Source organism: Faecalibacterium sp. IP-3-29 (assembly GCF_023347335.1).
Taxonomy (GTDB): Bacteria; Bacillota; Clostridia; order Oscillospirales; family Ruminococcaceae; genus Faecalibacterium; species Faecalibacterium duncaniae.
This window is the reverse complement of sequence record NZ_CP094471.1, coordinates 2891659-2908849: the sequence shown is the minus strand read 5'-3', so window position 1 is coordinate 2908849 and position 17191 is coordinate 2891659. Positions and strand designations below refer to the sequence as shown.

Sequence of the window (17191 nt, the reverse complement as noted above, 5' to 3'; positions counted from 1 at the left end):
CAATCGACGCTTTGTTTACCTGCTCCAAAACACAAATCCCCCACTGCCTGTTCGGTCAATGGACAGGCGGTGGGGGATATTTTATATGGAGTTCAGAAGAAAAATGCTGGGATCAGAGCTTACAGCTGGGGGCCGGCAGAGACCAGAGCCTTGCCGTGCTCGTTACCCTCGTACTTCTTGAAGTTCTTGATGAAGCGGCCAGCCAGATCCTTGGCCTTCTCCTCCCACTGGGAAGCGTCGGCGTAGGTATCGCGGGGATCCAGGATGCCGGTGTCAACACCGTTCAGGACGGTGGGAACCTCGAAGTCGAAGTAGGGGATCTTCTTGGTGGGCACGTTGTTGATATCGCCGTTCAGGATAGCATCGATGATACCACGGGTGTCCTTGATGGAGATGCGCTTGCCGGTGCCGTTCCAGCCGGTGTTGACCAGGTAAGCCTTAGCGCCGCTCATCTGCATCTTCTTGACCAGCTCCTCAGCGTACTTGGTGGGGTGCAGCTCCAGGAAAGCCTGACCGAAGCAAGCGGAGAAGGTGGGAGTGGGCTCGGTGATGCCGCGCTCGGTGCCAGCCAGCTTGGCGGTGAAGCCGGACAGGAAGTAGTACTGGGTCTGCTCGGGGGTCAGGATAGAGACGGGAGGCAGAACGCCGAATGCGTCAGCAGACAGGAAGATGACATTCTTTGCAGCAGGTGCAGAAGAGATGGGGCGGACGATGTTCTGGATGTGGTTGATGGGGTAGGACACACGGGTGTTCTCGGTGACAGACTTGTCAGCGAAGTCGATGTGGCCCTCGGCATCCAGAGTGACGTTCTCCAGCAGAGCGTTGCGCTTGATGGCGTTGTAGATATCAGGCTCGGAGTCCTTATCCAGGTTGATGACCTTTGCGTAGCAGCCGCCCTCGAAGTTGAACACGCCGTTGTCGTCCCAGCCGTGCTCGTCATCGCCGATCAGCAGACGCTTGGGATCGGTGGACAGGGTGGTCTTGCCGGTGCCGGACAGACCGAAGAAGATGGCAGTGTTCTTGCCCTCCATATCGGTGTTGGCGGAGCAGTGCATGGAAGCAATGCCCTTCAGCGGCAGGAAGTAGTTCATCATGGAGAACATGCCCTTCTTCATCTCGCCGCCGTACCAGGTGTTGACGATGACCTGCTCCTTGCTGGTGATGTTGAACATAACAGCAGTCTCGGAGTTCAAGCCCAGCTCCTTGTAGTTCTCGACCTTGGCCTTGGAAGCGTTGTAAACAACGAAATCAGGCTCAAAGTTCTCCAGCTCCTCAGCGGTGGGCTTGATGAACATGTTGGTGACGAAGTGTGCCTGCCAGGCCACTTCCATGATGAAACGGACAGCCATGCGGGTGTCCTTGTTTGCGCCGCAGAAAGCATCCACAACGTACAGGCGCTTGTTGGACAGCTCCTTCTTTGCAATCTCCTTCACGGCAGCCCAGGCTTCCTCAGAAGCGGGGTGGTTGTCGTTCTTGTACTCATCGCTGGTCCACCAAACGGTGTTCTTGGAGTTCTCGTCCATCACGATGAACTTGTCCTTGGGGGAACGGCCGGTGTAGATGCCGGTCATAACGTTCACAGCGCCCAGCTCGCTGACCTTGCCCACTTCGTAGCCTTCCAGGCCGGGCTTGGTCTCTTCCTCGAACAGCTGCTCGTAAGAGGGGTTATACACGACCTCGGTCGTGCCGGTAATGCCGTACTTGCTCAGATCTACCTTTGCCATGATACTTATACCTCTTCTTTCGTTCAGATCAATTCTGATCGCGCGACGCACAGGCCCTTAGCCAATGGGCAGCGCGGGCGATGAAGAAATACAGATGCGTATTCTCCTGTTTACCATTATACATAAAAACGTTCCAAAATCAACCAGAGGAAACAAAAGGTTCTTATAAATGTAACAAATTTCATTCAGAATCTTAGCTGTTTGAAGTGATTTCATAAGAAGAAAGGGGAACCGCGGCGAACAAAATAAAGAAAAGAGACCCAAAACACAACTTTGATAATATTTTGTCGATTCTGGATGCAACTGGGTATCCCAGAGCGGAAAAACCGGGGCGGGAGGCCCGCAGCACAAATTTCTGAAAAACTTGAAATTTCCTGTTGACAAAGTACGACTGCTATGCTAAAATAATCGAGTCGGGAGCGAAACCCCGATGCGAAAATGGACGTATGGCCCGTTGGTCAAGCGGTTAAGACAGAGGCCTCTCACGCCTTTAACATCGGTTCGATTCCGGTACGGGTCACCATTTTATAGTAGTAAAACGGCTGTATGCCGTTTTATATAGATGCCTCTTTAGCTCAGTCGGTTAGAGCACCTGACTGTTAATCAGGGTGTCGCCTGTTCGAGTCAGGCAAGAGGCGCCAGCAAAGCGATGGAAATGTTCCATCGCTTTTTTCTTTTTGTTGACAGAAAATTGCACAGGGGATATACTGGAGAGTAAGAAATATCACGATAGCGGCATCCTTGTGGTCAGCGTCCTCACCCTCTCAGGCGCTTGAGCGCCAGCTCTCCCAAAGGGAGAGCTTCTGACGAAACGGTGAAGCTGCCCAAGGCTCCCCCTTTGGGGGAGCTGGCATTGCGCAGCAATGACTGAGAGGGTGAGCTGCCTGAAAAGGAGAAATCACAATGAAACAGATCATTCTGACCGGCGACCGTCCCACGGGCCGCCTGCATGTTGGCCACTACGTTGGCTCTTTAAAGGAGCGCGTGCGCCTGCAGAACACCGGCAAGTTCGACGAGATCTATATTATGATCGCTGACGCGCAGGCCCTGACGGACAACGCCGATAACCCGGAGAAGGTCCGCCAGAACATCCTGCAGGTGGCACTGGACTATCTGGCCTGCGGTCTGGACCCCAACAAGGTCCACATCTTCATCCAGTCCATGGTGCCTCAGCTGACAGAGCTGAGCTTCTATTATATGAATCTGGTCACGGTGAGCCGCCTGCAGCGCAACCCCACCGTGAAGAGCGAGATCCAGATGCGGAACTTCGAGACCAGCATCCCGGTGGGCTTCTTCACCTACCCCATCAGCCAGGCAGCGGATATCACGGCATTCGGTGCCACCACTGTGCCGGCCGGTGAGGATCAGATGCCCATGCTGGAGCAGTGCCGCGAGATCGTGCACAAGTTCAACGCCGTCTACGGCGAGACCCTGACCATGCCTGAGATCATGCTGCCCCAGAATGCCGCCTGCCTGCGCCTGCCCGGCATCGATGGCAAGGCCAAGATGAGCAAGAGCCTGGGCAACTGCATCTACCTGTCGGATGAGCCCGAGGACATTAAGAAGAAGATCATGTCCATGTACACCGACCCCAACCACCTGCGGGTGCAGGACCCCGGCAAGGTGGAGGGCAACCCCGTGTTCATCTATCTGGACGCTTTCAGCCGCCCCGAGCACTTTGCCGAGTTCCTGCCGGAGTACCAGAACCTCGATGAGCTCAAGGCCCACTATCAGCGTGGCGGTCTGGGCGACGTGAAGATCAAGAAGTTCCTCAACGCCGTCATGCAGGCCGAGCTGGAGCCCATCCGCAACCGCCGCAAGGAGTGGGAGCAGCGCCTGCCCGAGGTCGTGGAGATCCTGAAGGAAGGCAGCGCCGTGGCCGAAAAGACCGCTGCCGCCACCCTGGCCAATGTCCGCAAAGCCATGCGCATTGACTACTTCGCGGATAATAACCTGCTGAAGTAACAAATGGTAGAAACAAAACCGCCTGTGCCCATGCGATTATGCTGGGTGCAGGCGGTTTTTGCGTGGCTGCAACCGCTGGTTGACAAATTTCAAGCCGCAATTGGTGGTTGTCAACTGGAAAATCTGCTATGATAACAGCATAGAGGACGTCCGCCGGAATCCATTGATACGCCGCCCTGCGGCAGAAAAGAGAACACTATGATCTTAGCAGAAAAAATTGCCCTTCTCCGCCGCCAGAATGGATGGAGCCAGGAGGAACTGGCCAATCAGCTGAATGTCTCGCGCCAGGCGGTCTCGAAGTGGGAGGGCGGAATGTCCATCCCCGACTTGGATAAAATACTGAAGCTGAGTGCTCTGTTTGAAGTGAGCACCGACTACTTATTAAAAGATGAGCTGGAACAGCCCGATGCCACGGCCCCGCTGCCGAAGGAAGAGCGGGTGACGGAACCCTGCCGCACCGTCTCATTTGACGAGGCAAACGCATATCTCAGCACGGTGCAGGCCGTGCATGGGAAGATGGCGGCGGGTGTGAGCTTGTGCATCCTCAGCCCCATCACGCTGCTTGTTCTGGGCGCATGGAGCGATGGTACACCCAGCGAAGAGCGGATGACAGGGCTCGGTGTCATCTTCCTGCTGCTCTTCGTCGCGCTGGGGCTGCTGCTCATCCTGCCCGCCGCCATCCGGCTGGAAGCGTTTGAATATCTGGAAAAAGAGCAGATCGCCCTTGCCTATGGTGTGGAGGGCATCGTGGAGCGGCAGAAACAGGAGTATGCGCCCACCTACCGCCGCAGCATGACCCAGGGCGTGGTGCTCTGTGTGCTGGCCGTGGTGCCGATCCTGGGTACGGCCATGCTGGGAGTACCAGACTTCTGGGTCGCTGCCGCAGTCGGCCTGCTGCTGGCCATTGTGGCCGGTGCAGTACAGTTGTTCATCCGGGCCGGGATGACCCAGGGCAGCTTTGATAAGCTGCTGCAAACGGGGGAATACACCGTCCGCGAAAAGTGGACGAACCGCCGCGTCGGTTGGTTTGCCGGGGCCTACTGGTGTCTTGTAACGGCGGTGTACCTCGCTGTCAGCTTCTGGAACAACAACTGGGAAAAGAGCTGGATCATCTGGGCCGTGGCCGGGCTTGTCTTCGCCGCCCTCTACTCCGCCGTCCGTGCGTGGGCAGACCGAAAAAATCAGTAAACGAACAGCGCCGCTCTCCCGGTCATGGGAAAGCGGCGCTGTTCATTTAACGTTTCAAATCTGCAAATAGTTCATCCAAATCCGTATAATGCTTTACATTGGGGTCTCGCGCAATGCGCTCGGCTTCCATCATGGCAGCAATGGTTTCTTCGTTTGGATGCTCTTCACTTTGCAGCTCTATTTTTACAATATCAGGTATTGTAGCTGCGGGTCTTGATCTCCTCGGTGACCTTTGCGATGAATTCATCCACTTCCATCGTGGTGGTCTCGCCCTTGCGGTCACGGACAGAGAGGTTGCCAGCCTCGGCTTCCTTTGCACCCAGAACCAGCATGTAGGGCACACGGTCCACCTGCTGTGCGGCACGGATCTTGTAGCCGATCTTCTGGTTGTCGTCGTCCAGAGCCACGCGGACACCGGCCTCCACCAGCTTCTCGGTGATGCTCTCCGCATACTCGAGGGTCTTTTCGGAAACGGGCAGGACCTTGACCTGAACCGGTGCCAGCCAGGTGGGGAACTTGCCCTTGGTCTCCTCGATCAGGTAGGCCATGAAGCGGTCCAGAGAGCCCAGGATTGCACGGTGCAGGACAACAGGGGTCTTTTCGGAGCCGTCCTTGTCCACATAGGTCAGGTGGAACTTTGCGGGCAGGCAGAAGTCCAGCTGGCAGGTGGACAGGGTGTACTCAGCACCCACGGCGGGCTTGACGTTCACATCCAGCTTGGGGCCGTAGAAGGCGGCCTCGCCGATCTCTTCGGTGAAGTGGATGCCCAGCTCGGTCAGCACCTCGCGCAGAGCGTTTTCGGCGTGGTTCCACATGGCATCGTCGTCGTGGTACTTCTTCTTGTCGGCGGGGTCACGCAGGGACAGAACGCAGCGGTAATCGGTGATCTTGAAGTCCTTGTAGGTCTCGAAGATCAGGTTGCAGACATCGGCGACCTCGCTCTTGATCTGCTCCGGGGTGCAGAACAGGTGGGCATCGTTCTGGCAGAAGTGGCGGCCGCGCTCAATGCCCTTCAGGGTGCCGGAGGACTCGTAGCGGAAATCGTGTGCGATCTCACCGATGCGCATGGGCAGGTCACGGTAAGAGTGGGGACGATTTGCGTAGATCATCATGTGGTGGGGGCAGTTCATCGGGCGCAGGACGTAGCTTTCACCCTCCATCTCCATGGCGGGGAACATGTTCTCGCGGTAGTGATCCCAGTGGCCGGAGGTCTTGTACAGGTTCACGGTGCCGATGCAGGGGGTCATCACGTGCAGGTAGCCGCGTGCACGCTCCTTCTCCTTGATATAGTTCTCCAGCTCCTGCCAGACGGTGTAGCCTGCGGGCAGGAACATGGGCAGGCCGCGGCCCACCAGGTCGTCGGTCATAAACAGGCCCATCTCTTTGCCGATCTTGCGGTGATCGCGCTCACGGGCCTCCTGCTGCTCCTTCTCCCAGGCTTCCAGCTCTTCCTGGTTGTGGAATGCCACACCGTTGATACGGGTCAGCATCTTGTTTTCCTTGTCGTTCTTCCAGTATGCGCCGGACTGCTGGGTGATCTTGAAGGCCTTCAGCGCCTTGGTGTAGGTCAGGTGGGGTCCGATGCACATGTCAACGTACTCGCCCTGCTGGAAGAAGCTGAACTCGGTCTCGTCGGCCAGATCAGCCATGTGCTCGATCTTGTAGTGCTCCTGGCGCTCCTCCATCAGCTTCACAGCCTCGTCACGGGGCAGGATGAAGGGCTTGATGGCCAGATTTTCCTTGCAGATCTTGCGCATCTCTTTTTCGATGTTGGCCAGATCGTCATCGGTGAGCTTGGTGTCGCCCAGATCGACATCGTAGTAGAAGCCGTTCTCGGTGGCAGGGCCAAAGGCAAAGTCAGCCTCGGGGTACAGGCGCTTGATAGCCTGCGCCATGATGTGAGCAGCGGTGTGGCGGATAACATGCAGTTCCTGGTCCTGCGGGCACTCGTCCACATGGCCGTCTTTGTAGATGATCTTCATAGTGGTTCTCCTTTTGATGAAAGTTAAAACAAAAAGCGCTCCATCCCGCTCAAATTTACGGGATGAAGCGCCTGAAGATTTCACGCGTTCCACGGTTCCACCCGAATTGCGTGCCCTTGAGAACACGCCACTCGCTGTGCTGTAACGGGCGCACCCGGCAGAGGTTCTCCTCTGCGCTCTGCGGTGGTAGAAGCCCGGTGCACGGCAGGCTGCTCGCAGCACCCGGTATCCGGGGCAGCCCTCTCTGCGTCATGGGGAACGAGCTTCGGTTTGTCCGCATCATCGCTTTGGTCAGGATGAAACTACGCTGATTGTAGCACGATAGCGGCAAAAAATCAAGCTCTCCGCGGCGAAAATCTGCGAAAAATCATTCTTCTTTTTTCTTCAGCTTGACCCGCCACTTGTGGGAGGCGTACTCCGGCCGCAGCTTGTTGGTGACAAAGGTCTGGCTGCTGTAGAGGCCGTGGTGGCCCGAGAGCATGTAGCATACGCCGCAGCCCAGCGCAATAAGCTCCAGCCCCTGCCCGCCAAACAGCTCGAATCCCAGCAGGATGGAGGGGATCAGGGCGTTTGTGGCTCCGCAGAACACGCAGACCAGACCGATGGCACCGGCAAACCCGGCGGGCAGGCCCAGCCATGGCCCGGCGATGCAGCCAAAGGTCGCCCCGATGTAGAAACTTGGGACCACCTCGCCGCCTTTGAAGCCTACTGCCAGGGTCAGGGCGGTCAGGAAAATCTTGCAGGCAAAATCCCAGGGCAGGGCAGTGCCCTGCTCCACGGCATCGGCAATGACGGCCATTCCGGCCCCGTTGTACCGCCCGACACCGAACAGATACGAGAACGCTACCACGGCTGCACCGCCTGCAAAAGCCCGGAGCCAGGGATTCGGGATCCGTTTGGGGATCCCGTGTTCCAGGGTGTGAAGCGTCCAGCAGAACAGCCGGGTCACGGCGGCACAGGCAATGCCCAGCAGGGCGGTCTGAAGCGCGGTTTCCAGCGTCAGGTGCGGGATGGAATTGAGCACAAAATTGGTCGGGGCGATCCCGAAGAACAGGGATACGCCGTAAGCAATGAGTGCCGACGTGAACGCGGGCATAAAGGCCGAAGTGAACGTCAGCCCCACGTCCTCCACCATCATGGCGAAGAGGGCAGCGGTCAGCGGGGTGCCGAACAGGGCGGAGAAGAACGCGGCCATCCCGCTGATGGTGGCGGTGCGGCGGACGTAATCGCTCAGGTGGAGCAGTTTGCCCACGTTCCAGCCGATGCTGCCGCCCATCTGCAAAGCGGCACCCTCGCGGCCGGCAGAACCGCCGCACAGGTGGGTGAGCACCGTGCCCAGAAAGATGGCGGGCACCAGCAGCGGGCTGACCGGCTCGCCGCTCTGCACGGCGCGGATGACGTTATTGGTGCCCACGCCTTCGCACTTTGTGACCTTGTAGAGTGCCACGATGGCAAGGCCCGCCAGCGGCAGGCAGAGCAGCAGCCAGCTCTGCGCGGCCCGCAGCTCGGTGACGTACTCCACGCTCAGGTGGAACGCTGTGCCGACTGCGCCGCAGACCAGACCCGTGGGCACGGCCAGCAGCAGCCATTGCAGGACCACCCACAGGGCGGCTTTGGCCTCGCGGTTAAAATCATTCAAGTTGCTCATAGAAACTCCTGATACAAAAAAACTGAAAATTTTACACTTCAAAATAACACGCCCGCACAGGGATGTCAACCCGGAACCATTGCAGGGGGGCTCACATCGTGATGACAACGACAAACCCCTGCTTCCTTGTGCGGAGGAAGCAGGGGTTCTGCCAAATGGATTTCAGAAAAAGGAAAAGGAGAACAAGGAGAACAAATATCGTCACGCTTTCAAAGCGGGACAGCGGTTGAAATTGTGCGGAGCGTTACTCCACATCCTGCAGGGCGGCAAAGTCCTCTTCGCCGGTGCGGATCTTGACCACGCGGGTCACGTTGTAGACAAAGATCTTGCCATCGCCGATGTGGCCGGTGTACAGGGCCTTCTTGGCGGCATCCACCACAGCGTCCACGCTGATCTTGGAAACGATGACCTCGACCTTGATCTTGGGCAGCAGGGTGCTGTCCACAGGCACGCCGCGGTATTTCTCGGTGGTGCCCTTCTGGATGCCGCAGCCCATCACCTGGGTCACGGTCATGCCGGTCACACCCAGATCGTTCAGCGCGGTCTTGAGCTGATCGAACTTGGAGAGCTTTGCAATGATGGACACCTTGTGCATCCCGGTGTCGTAGATGCCATCGTGGATGACGGCAGGCTCCTTGACCACAGGCACGGCAGCGTTCATCTGCACGGCGCTTGCCTTGGAGGCATCATCCTCGCCCAGATCGGTGTTCTCGTTGGGCACCATGGCAGCGGCGTTGGCATCGGAGATGGAGAAACCGGCGTAAGCAGAAGTCAGGCCGTGCTCGTGGATATCCAGGCCGTCGATCTCCACCTCAGCAGGGACGCGCAGGCCGATGGTTTTGTCGATGATCTTGAAGACGATGAACATCACGACCACAACGTACACATCAACGGTGATAAGGCCCAGCAGCTGGGTGCCCAGCTGTGCAAAGCCGCCGCCGTAGAACAGGCCCTTGCCCACGCCGTCGCCGCCGTTGGAGAACAGGCCCACAGCAATGGTGCCCCACACGCCGTTTGCAAAGTGAACGGAGACAGCGCCCACGGGGTCATCGATCTTTGCGATCTTATCAAAGAACTCAACGCTCAGGACCACGAGGATACCGGCCACGAAGCCGATGAGGAAGGCACCGAAGGGAGAGACAGCGTCGCAGCCTGCGGTGATGGCGACCAGACCGGCCAGAGAGCCGTTCAGGGTCATGGAGACATCGGGCTTGCCGTAGCGCAGCCAGGTGAAGATCATGGTCACGCAGGTGGCAACGGCAGCGGCCAGGTTGGTGTTGAAGCAGACAAGGCCCGTCAGGGTCATGGCCTCATCGGTGGCAAGGCTCAGGGAAGAGCCGCCGTTGAAGCCGAACCAGCAGAACCACAGGATGAACACGCCCAGCGCACCGGCGGTCAGGTTGTGGCCGGGAATGGCGTGGGGATTGCCGTCTTTGTCGTACTTGCCGATGCGGGGGCCGAGCATTGCGGCACCCAGCAGGGCGATCACGCCGCCCACATTGTGAACGGCTGCGGAACCGGCAAAATCATGGAAGCCCATGCTCTGCAGCCAGCCGCCGCCCCACATCCAGTGGCCGCAGATGGGGTAGACCACCAGCGAGATGGCAGCGGAGTAAACGCAGTAAGCCTTGAAGTTGGTGCGCTCGGCCATGGAGCCGGACACGATGGTGGCTGCCGTGGCACAGAACACAGTCTGGAACACGATGTACACCCACAGCGGGATATCAAGCCCCAGGTGGCTGTAATCGCCCTGAATGAACGGATCGAACCCGCCGATCAGCGCGCTTGTGCCGCCGAACATCAGGCCGAAGCCGATGACCCAGTAGCACGGTGTGCCGATGCAGAAGTCCATCATGTTTTTCATCAGGATGTTGCCGGTGTTTTTGGCGCGGGTAAAGCCCGCCTCACACAGCGCGAAACCGGCCTGCATAAAGTAGACCAGGAACGCCGCAACCAGCACCCAACAGGTGTTTATGGAACTGAACATTATAATACCTCCCCGGTTTGTAATGCGCTCCCCGCACCGAATGTGCGCGGGAGCCTTGTTCAGGAGGCCCTCTATTCCTCCCGAGCAATATCCAGCGAAAACACAAAAGGCGCTGGCGGAATCACTTCCGTCAGCGCCTTTGCTTTCGATGGCACGAGTATAGCCCCTTTGTGCAAAACTGTCAAGAGCCGGGGTGCGATTTTTACGTTTTACACAACCCAGAACCGAGAAAAAAGAGGGAAACTTTAAAAGTCATTCTTTTCTCTTGGCCTCACCGGCGGGCGTTTCTTCCTTTTTGCGGCCGGAGCGGTGCCCGCCCTCCATCTCCCAGTGGAGCATCAGGCTCATCATGGCCCGCAGGGCAAAGGTGGCCGCCAGCGGCACCACCGATTCCAGATTCTGCAGCAGGAAAGTCTTGGCGATCTCCGCCGACATCAGGAACTCCAGCGCCGTGGTCAGGCCGCTGGACATCTCGTGGAGGAAATCGTGCTGGCCATGGAAAAAGGTGGCCCGCACATAGTGGTAGGTGGCCTTGACAAGGCTGGTGACGATGATGAACAGGCCGATGATCTCAGCCAGCCCGGAGATCATCGGCACCGCTGTCTCCAGAAACCCCTCCATGCCGTGGGTGACGATCTGATTGAAATGGTACAACCATGCCATATTAGACTTCCTCGTGTTTCGTATCATAAACCGCCCTTTTCAGGGTGAGCAGGATGTGTTTGGATAAGATTCGTATATCCTGCCGCTTCTGCTTACAGCAGGGTCTTGATGTAGGCGGCCAGCTGCTCATCTTTGCAGGAGGCGAAGAACAGCTCACTGAACTTTTCGCCTGCAATGGCTCCCTTGAGCAGGTCCTGGTCGATGCTCTGCAGGCACTCGATCAGGGGCTTGAAGGTGGCAGCGCGCACATCATCCAGAATGGCCTTGTTCCGCATCTCAGGCACAACGCGCTCCTTGGGGTAGCCCTGACCGTGGCCAAAGCCGAACAGCTTCTCGAAGCAGTACTCGAGGTTCAGCTCGCCGCCCCAGCCAAAGCCCTTGGCAAAGGGCATGGAAACGGCGTTGCCGTCGTTGACGTGGGCAAAGGTGTAAGCGTCCACGGGGTCCTCCACATGGCCGCAGATCACGCCGGGGAAGCTGTTCAGGGCCAGCATGGCACCCTCGCCGGTGCCGCAGCCGGTGATGACGTAGTCGGCCGCGCCGCTGTTCAGCAGGATGGCGGCCAGAATGCCGCACTGAACATAGGTCAGCTGGGCGGCATCCTCGGCGGTGTACATGCCGTAGTTGACCACCTCGTGGCCCATGGGTTCCACCACCTTTTTCAGGGCGGTTTCAATGATGCCGTTCTTGGCGGCCTGACTGTTTTCGTTGATGAGTGCAATTTTCATGGAACATTCCTCCTGTTTTTTCGGATACCTCTAAGATACATGAGCGGCGGTGCGCTGTCAAGCGGCCATCAGCCCAGCTTCTTTTTCTGCTGGCGTGCCACGATGGGCATGAGCAGGGGCGTGGGAACGAGCTTCTGGGCCGTGGTGGCAAGGCGCATCAGGGTGCTGGGCACGATGATGGTCTTGCGGCGGAGCATCCCGCGCATGGCCTCCTCCACGCAGAGCTCCGGGGTGATGCCCTTAAGGGCGAATACCACGTCGGCACGGTCGTTGAACTCGGTGTCCACGGGGCCGGGGCAGAGGGCACAGACATAGACCGGGCTGTGCTGCTCCCGCAGCTCCTCAGCCACGCCGCGGGTCAGGCTGACAACGTATGCCTTGGAGGCGTAGTAGCCCGCCATATAGGGCCCGCCCGGCAGCAGGCCCGCCGAGGATGCCACGTTCAGGATGGTGCCATAGCCCTGTGCTTCCATCTTGCGCAGGGTGAACTTGAACAGCCGGTGCATGGCCAGCACGTTCACCCGCAGCATGGAAAGCTCCTTGCCCTCGTCTGTTTCGGAAAAGGCACCGCAGGCACCAAAGCCTGCGTTGTTGATGAACAGGTCGATGCGTTCGTCTGCCAGTGCTTCGCACAGGGCGGTGACCTGCGCATCCTGCTCAAGGTCGGCGGGTACGATGCGGCAGAGGGTGCCGTGTTTCGCCCGGAGCTCGGCGGCAAGGGTCTCCAGCCGGTCGCGGCGGCGGGCGGTCAGAATGAGCCGGAAGCCCAGCCGGGCATAGCGGCGGGCAAACTCCCGCCCGATGCCGGAAGAAGCGCCGGTGATCCAGACAGTTTTGGTTGACATAAGCATTCTCCTTTTCTGCGGAAACTCCATTGCCTCTATTCTATCACGGCAGTGGGTGAGAATCCATGCAAAAATTCAAGAAAAAGCTATCCCTTGTTGCCCGGGAAATTTTGGAGTATAATAGACTCAAAGAACAGCGCACTGACGCAGGAGGAAAGAAAAATGAACAAACCGGTATTGGTGGTCATGGCTGCCGGCATGGGCAGCCGTTACGGCGGCATGAAGCAGATCGACCCGGTGGGCCCCAAGGGTCAGCCCATTGTGGAGTACTCCCTGTACGATGCCCACCGCGCAGGCTTTGAGACTGTGATCTTTGTCATCAAGCACGAGATCGAGGATGCCTTCAAAGCCGCCATCGGTGACCGCGTCTCTCAGGGCATGAACGTGAAATACGCTTTCCAGCAGCTGGATGAGCTGCCCGCAGGCTTCACCATCCCCGAGGGCCGTGTCAAGCCCTGGGGCACCTGCCACGCCGTGCTGGCCGCAAAAGACCTCATTGATGGGCCCTTCGCTGTCATCAACGCGGACGACTACTACGGCCCCGAGGCCTTCAAGGTCATCTATGAGTATCTGTCCACCCATCAGGACGGCGCAGTTTACGATTACTGCATGGTGAGCTACCTGCTCAAAAATACTGTCTCCGAGAACGGCACCGTCTCCCGCGGTGTCTGCGTGGTGAACCCGGACGGCACCCTGCACAGCGTGACCGAGCGCACCGGCATCGAGACCTATGAGGGCGGCATCCGCTGCACCGCTCTTGTCGGTGAGGGCACGGATGACCTGCCGGTGGAAGCACCTGTCAGCATGAACCTGTGGGGCTTCGGCAAGAGCTTCCTGGACGAGGCCGACCGCCGCTTTGCAGGCTGGCTGCGTGAGAATCTGCCCAAGAACCCCCTCAAATGCGAGTATTTCCTGCCCACCGTGGCCAGCGAGCTCATCGATGAGGGCAAGGCGGCAGTCACCGTGCTCAAGAGCACCGATAAGTGGTACGGCGTGACCTACCGTGAGGATAAGCCCACCGTGGTGGCCGCCATCGCCCAGAAAACCCAGGAGGGCCTGTACCCCGAGGATCTGTGGGCGTGATAAGCTGAAACAGGCGCAGATGCGAAACAAAATCTGTGGCGGCCCTCTTGACTTTTTGCGCAGGAGTGCATATACTAAAGTTGTAGATGAGACTACGGAACCATTCCATGGTTCCACCAAAGCAACAAGAAGCCCCCTCGGTACTGCGAATACCAAGGGGGCTTCCTGCTTGCTAAGGGTTAGTGCTTACCGGCCTTGAACTGTTCCTCAAGCCACTTGCAGATGTAGTAGCTGACCACACCCGCTGCGACGGACAGTATAAATGAGACTACCATTTCCATGGTTACCACCTCCTTCCCACATCAAATGGGTCGGAAGGCCGACAGGTACAGTATAACAGAAAATTCGACACATTACAACGCAGAAGCGCCCCATCCGGTAAAGGATGAGGCGCTTCTACGTATATTTGGGAATATTCGGGGATGGCGTTAGTTGTTCTTGAGCTCCTGTGCCTTCTGCCATGCATTCAGCACATCGAGCTTGCTTACGGGATTGGCCGGGAAGAACTTCATCTCTTCCGGAGCCGTGCCCTCATCGTTCAGGTCAGGGATAAGCTCGTTTTCCATGGCCCAGCGGGCGGCATGCTGCAGGTCCATATCCTGCTCTTCCTGCCCTACATCGGGGTAGAGCAGTTCAGATTCGGGCATGGGCTTGCCTGCATCCTCCCACAGCATCATGGCAAGGGCGCTGCGGTTGCTGGGGAAGTAGGGCAGAGCCATCAGCTTGCCTGCAAATTCAGTGCCCAGAGAATAGGCCTGATAGCCCAGCACTGCACCGCCCACAGCGGCAGTACCAATGATCGCGGCAGTGCCCAGCACATTGGGCCCATCATCTTCAATGGTGGCATCACGGTACTGTGCGGCAATATCCGCATCACTGCTCATGGTGTTCATGGTAAAGGTGATGCTCTCAGCCTTGTAGTCCTGACCCAGCGGCAGGGAGAACTTGCCGGTAGACCAGATGTCAAACACCATGCCCTCAGGGATCAGGGTCTTGTCCAGCGTCACGGTCACTGTTGCGCCTTCCGGTACAGAGTAGGTCTTTTTGCCGGTGGTCTCGTCAGTAGTAACAGTCAGGGTATCGGTCACATCCTTGTCACCGTTTTTCACGGTAACAATGCCGCCGGTCACGGTCAGCGGGTGGCAGGCTGCGGTACCGGGGGTGTGGTCAGCGGCGGCATCACGGTACGTTGCAGACACATTCACACCACTGCGCATGGTAAAGGTGATGTTTTCTGCCTTGTAGTCCTGACCTGTGGGCAGGGAGGTAGACCAACCGTCAAACACCTTGCCCTCGGGCGCTGTGTTCTTGTCCAGCGTCACGGTCACTTCTGCGCCTTCCGGTACAGAGTAGGTCTTTTGGCCGGTGGTTGCGTCAGTGCTGCTGTTCAACTTGCTGGTCACATCGCTGCCGTCGTATTTCACAGTAACAGTGCCGCCGGTCACGGTCAGCGGGTGGCAGCTCGGAGCATCGGGGTCGAACTCCCAACCGGCATAGAGGGTGATGTCCTTTGTAATTGCGGTTTCGTCCACATCAAACTTGCCATCTTCGGGCTTGCCATCTGGGGTGGTGTACCAGCCGGTGAACTTGTAACCCGCACGGGTGGGATCATGGATGGCAGTCAGTTCGTTTGCCTTGGTATCAGTGATTTTTTCGGTCTTATAAACCGGCACCTCAGCGGAGTCGGTCAGGTTGCCGCCATTGGCATCAAAGGTCACATTGCAGAGGTAAAGAAAATTGCGGTTTTTCAGATCGGTGTTGGTAGAGTTTGCAAGCAGTTTATCTGCATCGGTTTTATTGCTGTTATAGTAGATGGCACCATTGGGAGTGTAAATATAGATAGGCTGTCCATCTTCGCCATAAATGGGGTCGCCATTTTCGTCCTTTTTGTAATCGGTAGCGTAGAAATACCCAGCCGTACAAGTGCTCAGATCATCCTGGAAGGAGGTCAATCCGGCAGGGAGCGTAATGGATTTCAGATTGAAGCAAAAGTCAAAGGTATCAGATTTAATGGTTGTTACATTTTTCGGGATGGTGATGGACTCGAGTTTTGAGCAATGCCCAAAAGCCTCCTTGCCAATGTCTGTCACACTGTCCGGCAGAGTGATCGAGGTGAGCTCTTGGCAGGATAAAAAAGCATCCGCACCGATGGTTTTCACTTCATCTTGCAGGGTGATCTCTGAAAGTGAGGTGCAATGGGAAAACGCACCATCCCCAATGCAAGTGACACGGGCGGGGATCTTAACATGATTCAAGTCGGAGCAAAACGCAAAGGAACCCTTGGCAATGGTTGTCAGGCTTTCAGGGAGGTTCACAGTGGCCAGGTTATCGCAATCATAAAACATATGAACTCCGGTTGACTGCACACCTTCGTCAATTTTGACGGAGGTAAGCCCACTGAGGTGGAATGCGAAATCACCGATCTCAGTGACCGTTCCGGGAATTTCAATCGAATCCAGGCTGGTGCAGGAATCAAAAGCATACGCTCCGATGGAAGTCAGACTTTTGGGAAGAGTGACGGTCTTCAGAGAAGAGCAAGAATAAAAGGCGTAATCGCCGATTTTCTGAACGTTGCCCGTTAATGAAAGCGATGTAAGAGATCTGCTTGAAAAGGCGTATTTTTCAATCGATGTGATAGTGGCATCAATGGTAAGAGATGTCATGCCACAGCTTACAAAGGCGTAATCGCCGATCGTTTGAAAGCTGCCAACTAACGAAAGTGATGTAAGAGAAGTACAGCTTCCAAAGGCATAGGCTCCTATCGAAGTGGCAACACCTTTGATGGTAAGAGAGTCCAAGTTGGAGCAATCTTCAAAGGCAGACTTACCGATGGAAGTGACGCTTTCTGGAATTGTGACGGATTGAATCTGGTTACAGAATGAGAGCAGAGTGTTATTTTTCGGATGATCAGGTGAATAGGTGCCAGAGAATGAAGATTCTCCCAAACCGGTTACAGGGTGGTCGTCCAACTTTTCGGGTATGGTGATGTCGTAGGAGCCAGTGCTTGTTGAAGCAACAGGGCCAAGAAAATCTGTGATGGTTGCATTACCGTCTGCATTTACCGTATAGGCATACTTGTAACCGTCAACGGTGGCTTCATATACAGTTGACGATGACGTGTCTGCCGCAAATGCCGTGACTGCCGACAGGGGCAGCATGGTGATCATCATGCAGACCGCAACCAATAAGCTGATCAAACGCTTAGGTCTCATAATTTTTTACTCCTTTTCCATGATATTCCCAAAAACTTTCTCTATTTCAACCAAAACAAAAGAGCGCCGCACCGGCCAAACGGCTGGTACGACACTCTGAACCCTTGCAGGCCCGCTGCGCGCTCGCTCTCCTGAAGGGAAGCCGACGCATCTTCACAAGGAGGTG

Annotated in this window: 11 protein-coding genes, 2 tRNA genes and 1 pseudogene; 5 read left to right on the top strand and 9 right to left on the bottom strand. The window is 56.9% G+C overall.

From position 1 onward, the window contains the following. Nucleotides 1–119 precede the first annotated feature (119 nt). Complete coding sequence (gene pckA / locus MTP40_RS13950) at nucleotides 120–1724, bottom strand: phosphoenolpyruvate carboxykinase (ATP) (protein ID WP_249259568.1); 1605 nt, start codon at nucleotides 1722–1724, stop codon at nucleotides 120–122. 448 nt (nucleotides 1725–2172) lie between these two features. Here pckA and MTP40_RS13945 point away from each other — a divergent pair. The 4 genes from MTP40_RS13945 to MTP40_RS13930 all read left to right on the top strand — a co-directional run bounded on the left by MTP40_RS13945 (nucleotide 2173) and on the right by MTP40_RS13930 (nucleotide 4877). Beyond that, a tRNA-Glu gene (locus MTP40_RS13945) sits at nucleotides 2173–2247 on the top strand. A 41-nt stretch (nucleotides 2248–2288) separates the two neighbouring features. Beyond that, nucleotides 2289–2365 (top strand) — tRNA-Asn (locus MTP40_RS13940). Nucleotides 2366–2627: 262 nt separating this feature from the next. Continuing rightward, nucleotides 2628–3689, top strand: a complete 1062-nt coding sequence (gene trpS / locus MTP40_RS13935; protein WP_005934814.1) for a tryptophan--tRNA ligase — start codon at nucleotides 2628–2630, stop codon at nucleotides 3687–3689. A gap of 198 nt (nucleotides 3690–3887) precedes the next feature. Continuing rightward, nucleotides 3888–4877 (top strand): helix-turn-helix domain-containing protein, encoded by a 990-nt coding sequence (locus MTP40_RS13930; protein WP_249259567.1) that lies wholly within the window; start codon nucleotides 3888–3890, stop codon nucleotides 4875–4877. Between the two features lie 46 nt (nucleotides 4878–4923). Here MTP40_RS13930 and MTP40_RS14550 read toward each other — a convergent pair. The 7 genes and pseudogenes from MTP40_RS14550 to MTP40_RS13900 form a co-directional block, all read right to left on the bottom strand. Then, nucleotides 4924–5100: pseudogene (locus MTP40_RS14550) on the bottom strand (type II toxin-antitoxin system RelB/DinJ family antitoxin); the annotation flags it as partial. Next, nucleotides 5069–6859 (bottom strand): threonine--tRNA ligase, encoded by a 1791-nt coding sequence (gene thrS / locus MTP40_RS13925; protein ID WP_050762810.1) that lies wholly within the window; start codon nucleotides 6857–6859, stop codon nucleotides 5069–5071. The gene thrS and the pseudogene MTP40_RS14550, both read right to left, overlap by 32 nt. Nucleotides 6860–7226: 367 nt before the next feature. Then, the gene (locus MTP40_RS13920) at nucleotides 7227–8507 is read right to left on the bottom strand and encodes a chloride channel protein (protein ID WP_249259566.1); all 1281 of its coding nucleotides are present in this window, start codon (nucleotides 8505–8507) and stop codon (nucleotides 7227–7229) included. Nucleotides 8508–8751: 244 nt separating this feature from the next. Beyond that, complete coding sequence (locus tag MTP40_RS13915; RefSeq protein WP_249259565.1) at nucleotides 8752–10494, bottom strand: ammonium transporter; 1743 nt, start codon at nucleotides 10492–10494, stop codon at nucleotides 8752–8754. Between the two features lie 252 nt (nucleotides 10495–10746). Then, nucleotides 10747–11157 carry a DUF1622 domain-containing protein gene (locus MTP40_RS13910; RefSeq protein WP_249259564.1) on the bottom strand — a complete coding sequence of 137 codons (411 nt, stop codon included), beginning with the start codon at nucleotides 11155–11157 and terminating at the stop codon, nucleotides 10747–10749. A 92-nt stretch (nucleotides 11158–11249) separates the two neighbouring features. Beyond that, nucleotides 11250–11885, bottom strand: a complete 636-nt coding sequence (locus MTP40_RS13905; RefSeq protein ID WP_207684830.1) for an RpiB/LacA/LacB family sugar-phosphate isomerase — start codon at nucleotides 11883–11885, stop codon at nucleotides 11250–11252. A gap of 68 nt (nucleotides 11886–11953) precedes the next feature. Then, nucleotides 11954–12730 (bottom strand): SDR family NAD(P)-dependent oxidoreductase, encoded by a 777-nt coding sequence (locus tag MTP40_RS13900; protein WP_242700924.1) that lies wholly within the window; start codon nucleotides 12728–12730, stop codon nucleotides 11954–11956. Between the two features lie 162 nt (nucleotides 12731–12892). Here MTP40_RS13900 and MTP40_RS13895 point away from each other — a divergent pair, with 162 nt between their 5' ends. Then, nucleotides 12893–13813, top strand: a complete 921-nt coding sequence (locus MTP40_RS13895; RefSeq protein ID WP_207684828.1) for a nucleotidyltransferase family protein — start codon at nucleotides 12893–12895, stop codon at nucleotides 13811–13813. Nucleotides 13814–14241: 428 nt separating this feature from the next. Here the strand turns inward: MTP40_RS13895 and MTP40_RS13890 are convergent, their stop codons facing one another. Further along, nucleotides 14242–16971, bottom strand: coding sequence for a leucine-rich repeat protein (locus MTP40_RS13890; protein ID WP_256469201.1), 2730 nt, complete (start codon nucleotides 16969–16971; stop codon nucleotides 14242–14244). Nucleotides 16972–17191: the final 220 nt, after the last annotated feature.

What these genes read in the sequence shown, in the direction of transcription:
- MTP40_RS13900 (WP_242700924.1), bottom strand. Translation starts at nt 12,730, where the DNA reads ATGTCAACCAAAACTGTCTGGATCACCGGCGCTTCTTCCGGCATCGGG.
- MTP40_RS13890 (WP_256469201.1), bottom strand. Translation starts at nt 16,971, where the DNA reads ATGCTGCCCCTGTCGGCAGTCACGGCATTTGCGGCAGACACGTCATCG.
- trpS (WP_005934814.1), top strand. Translation starts at nt 2,628, where the DNA reads ATGAAACAGATCATTCTGACCGGCGACCGTCCCACGGGCCGCCTGCAT.
- MTP40_RS13920 (WP_249259566.1), bottom strand. Translation starts at nt 8,507, where the DNA reads ATGAGCAACTTGAATGATTTTAACCGCGAGGCCAAAGCCGCCCTGTGG.
- MTP40_RS13910 (WP_249259564.1), bottom strand. Translation starts at nt 11,157, where the DNA reads ATGGCATGGTTGTACCATTTCAATCAGATCGTCACCCACGGCATGGAG.
- pckA (WP_249259568.1), bottom strand. Translation starts at nt 1,724, where the DNA reads ATGGCAAAGGTAGATCTGAGCAAGTACGGCATTACCGGCACGACCGAG.
- MTP40_RS13930 (WP_249259567.1), top strand. Translation starts at nt 3,888, where the DNA reads ATGATCTTAGCAGAAAAAATTGCCCTTCTCCGCCGCCAGAATGGATGG.
- MTP40_RS13895 (WP_207684828.1), top strand. Translation starts at nt 12,893, where the DNA reads ATGAACAAACCGGTATTGGTGGTCATGGCTGCCGGCATGGGCAGCCGT.
- MTP40_RS13905 (WP_207684830.1), bottom strand. Translation starts at nt 11,885, where the DNA reads ATGAAAATTGCACTCATCAACGAAAACAGTCAGGCCGCCAAGAACGGC.
- MTP40_RS13915 (WP_249259565.1), bottom strand. Translation starts at nt 10,494, where the DNA reads ATGTTCAGTTCCATAAACACCTGTTGGGTGCTGGTTGCGGCGTTCCTG.
- thrS (WP_050762810.1), bottom strand. Translation starts at nt 6,859, where the DNA reads ATGAAGATCATCTACAAAGACGGCCATGTGGACGAGTGCCCGCAGGAC.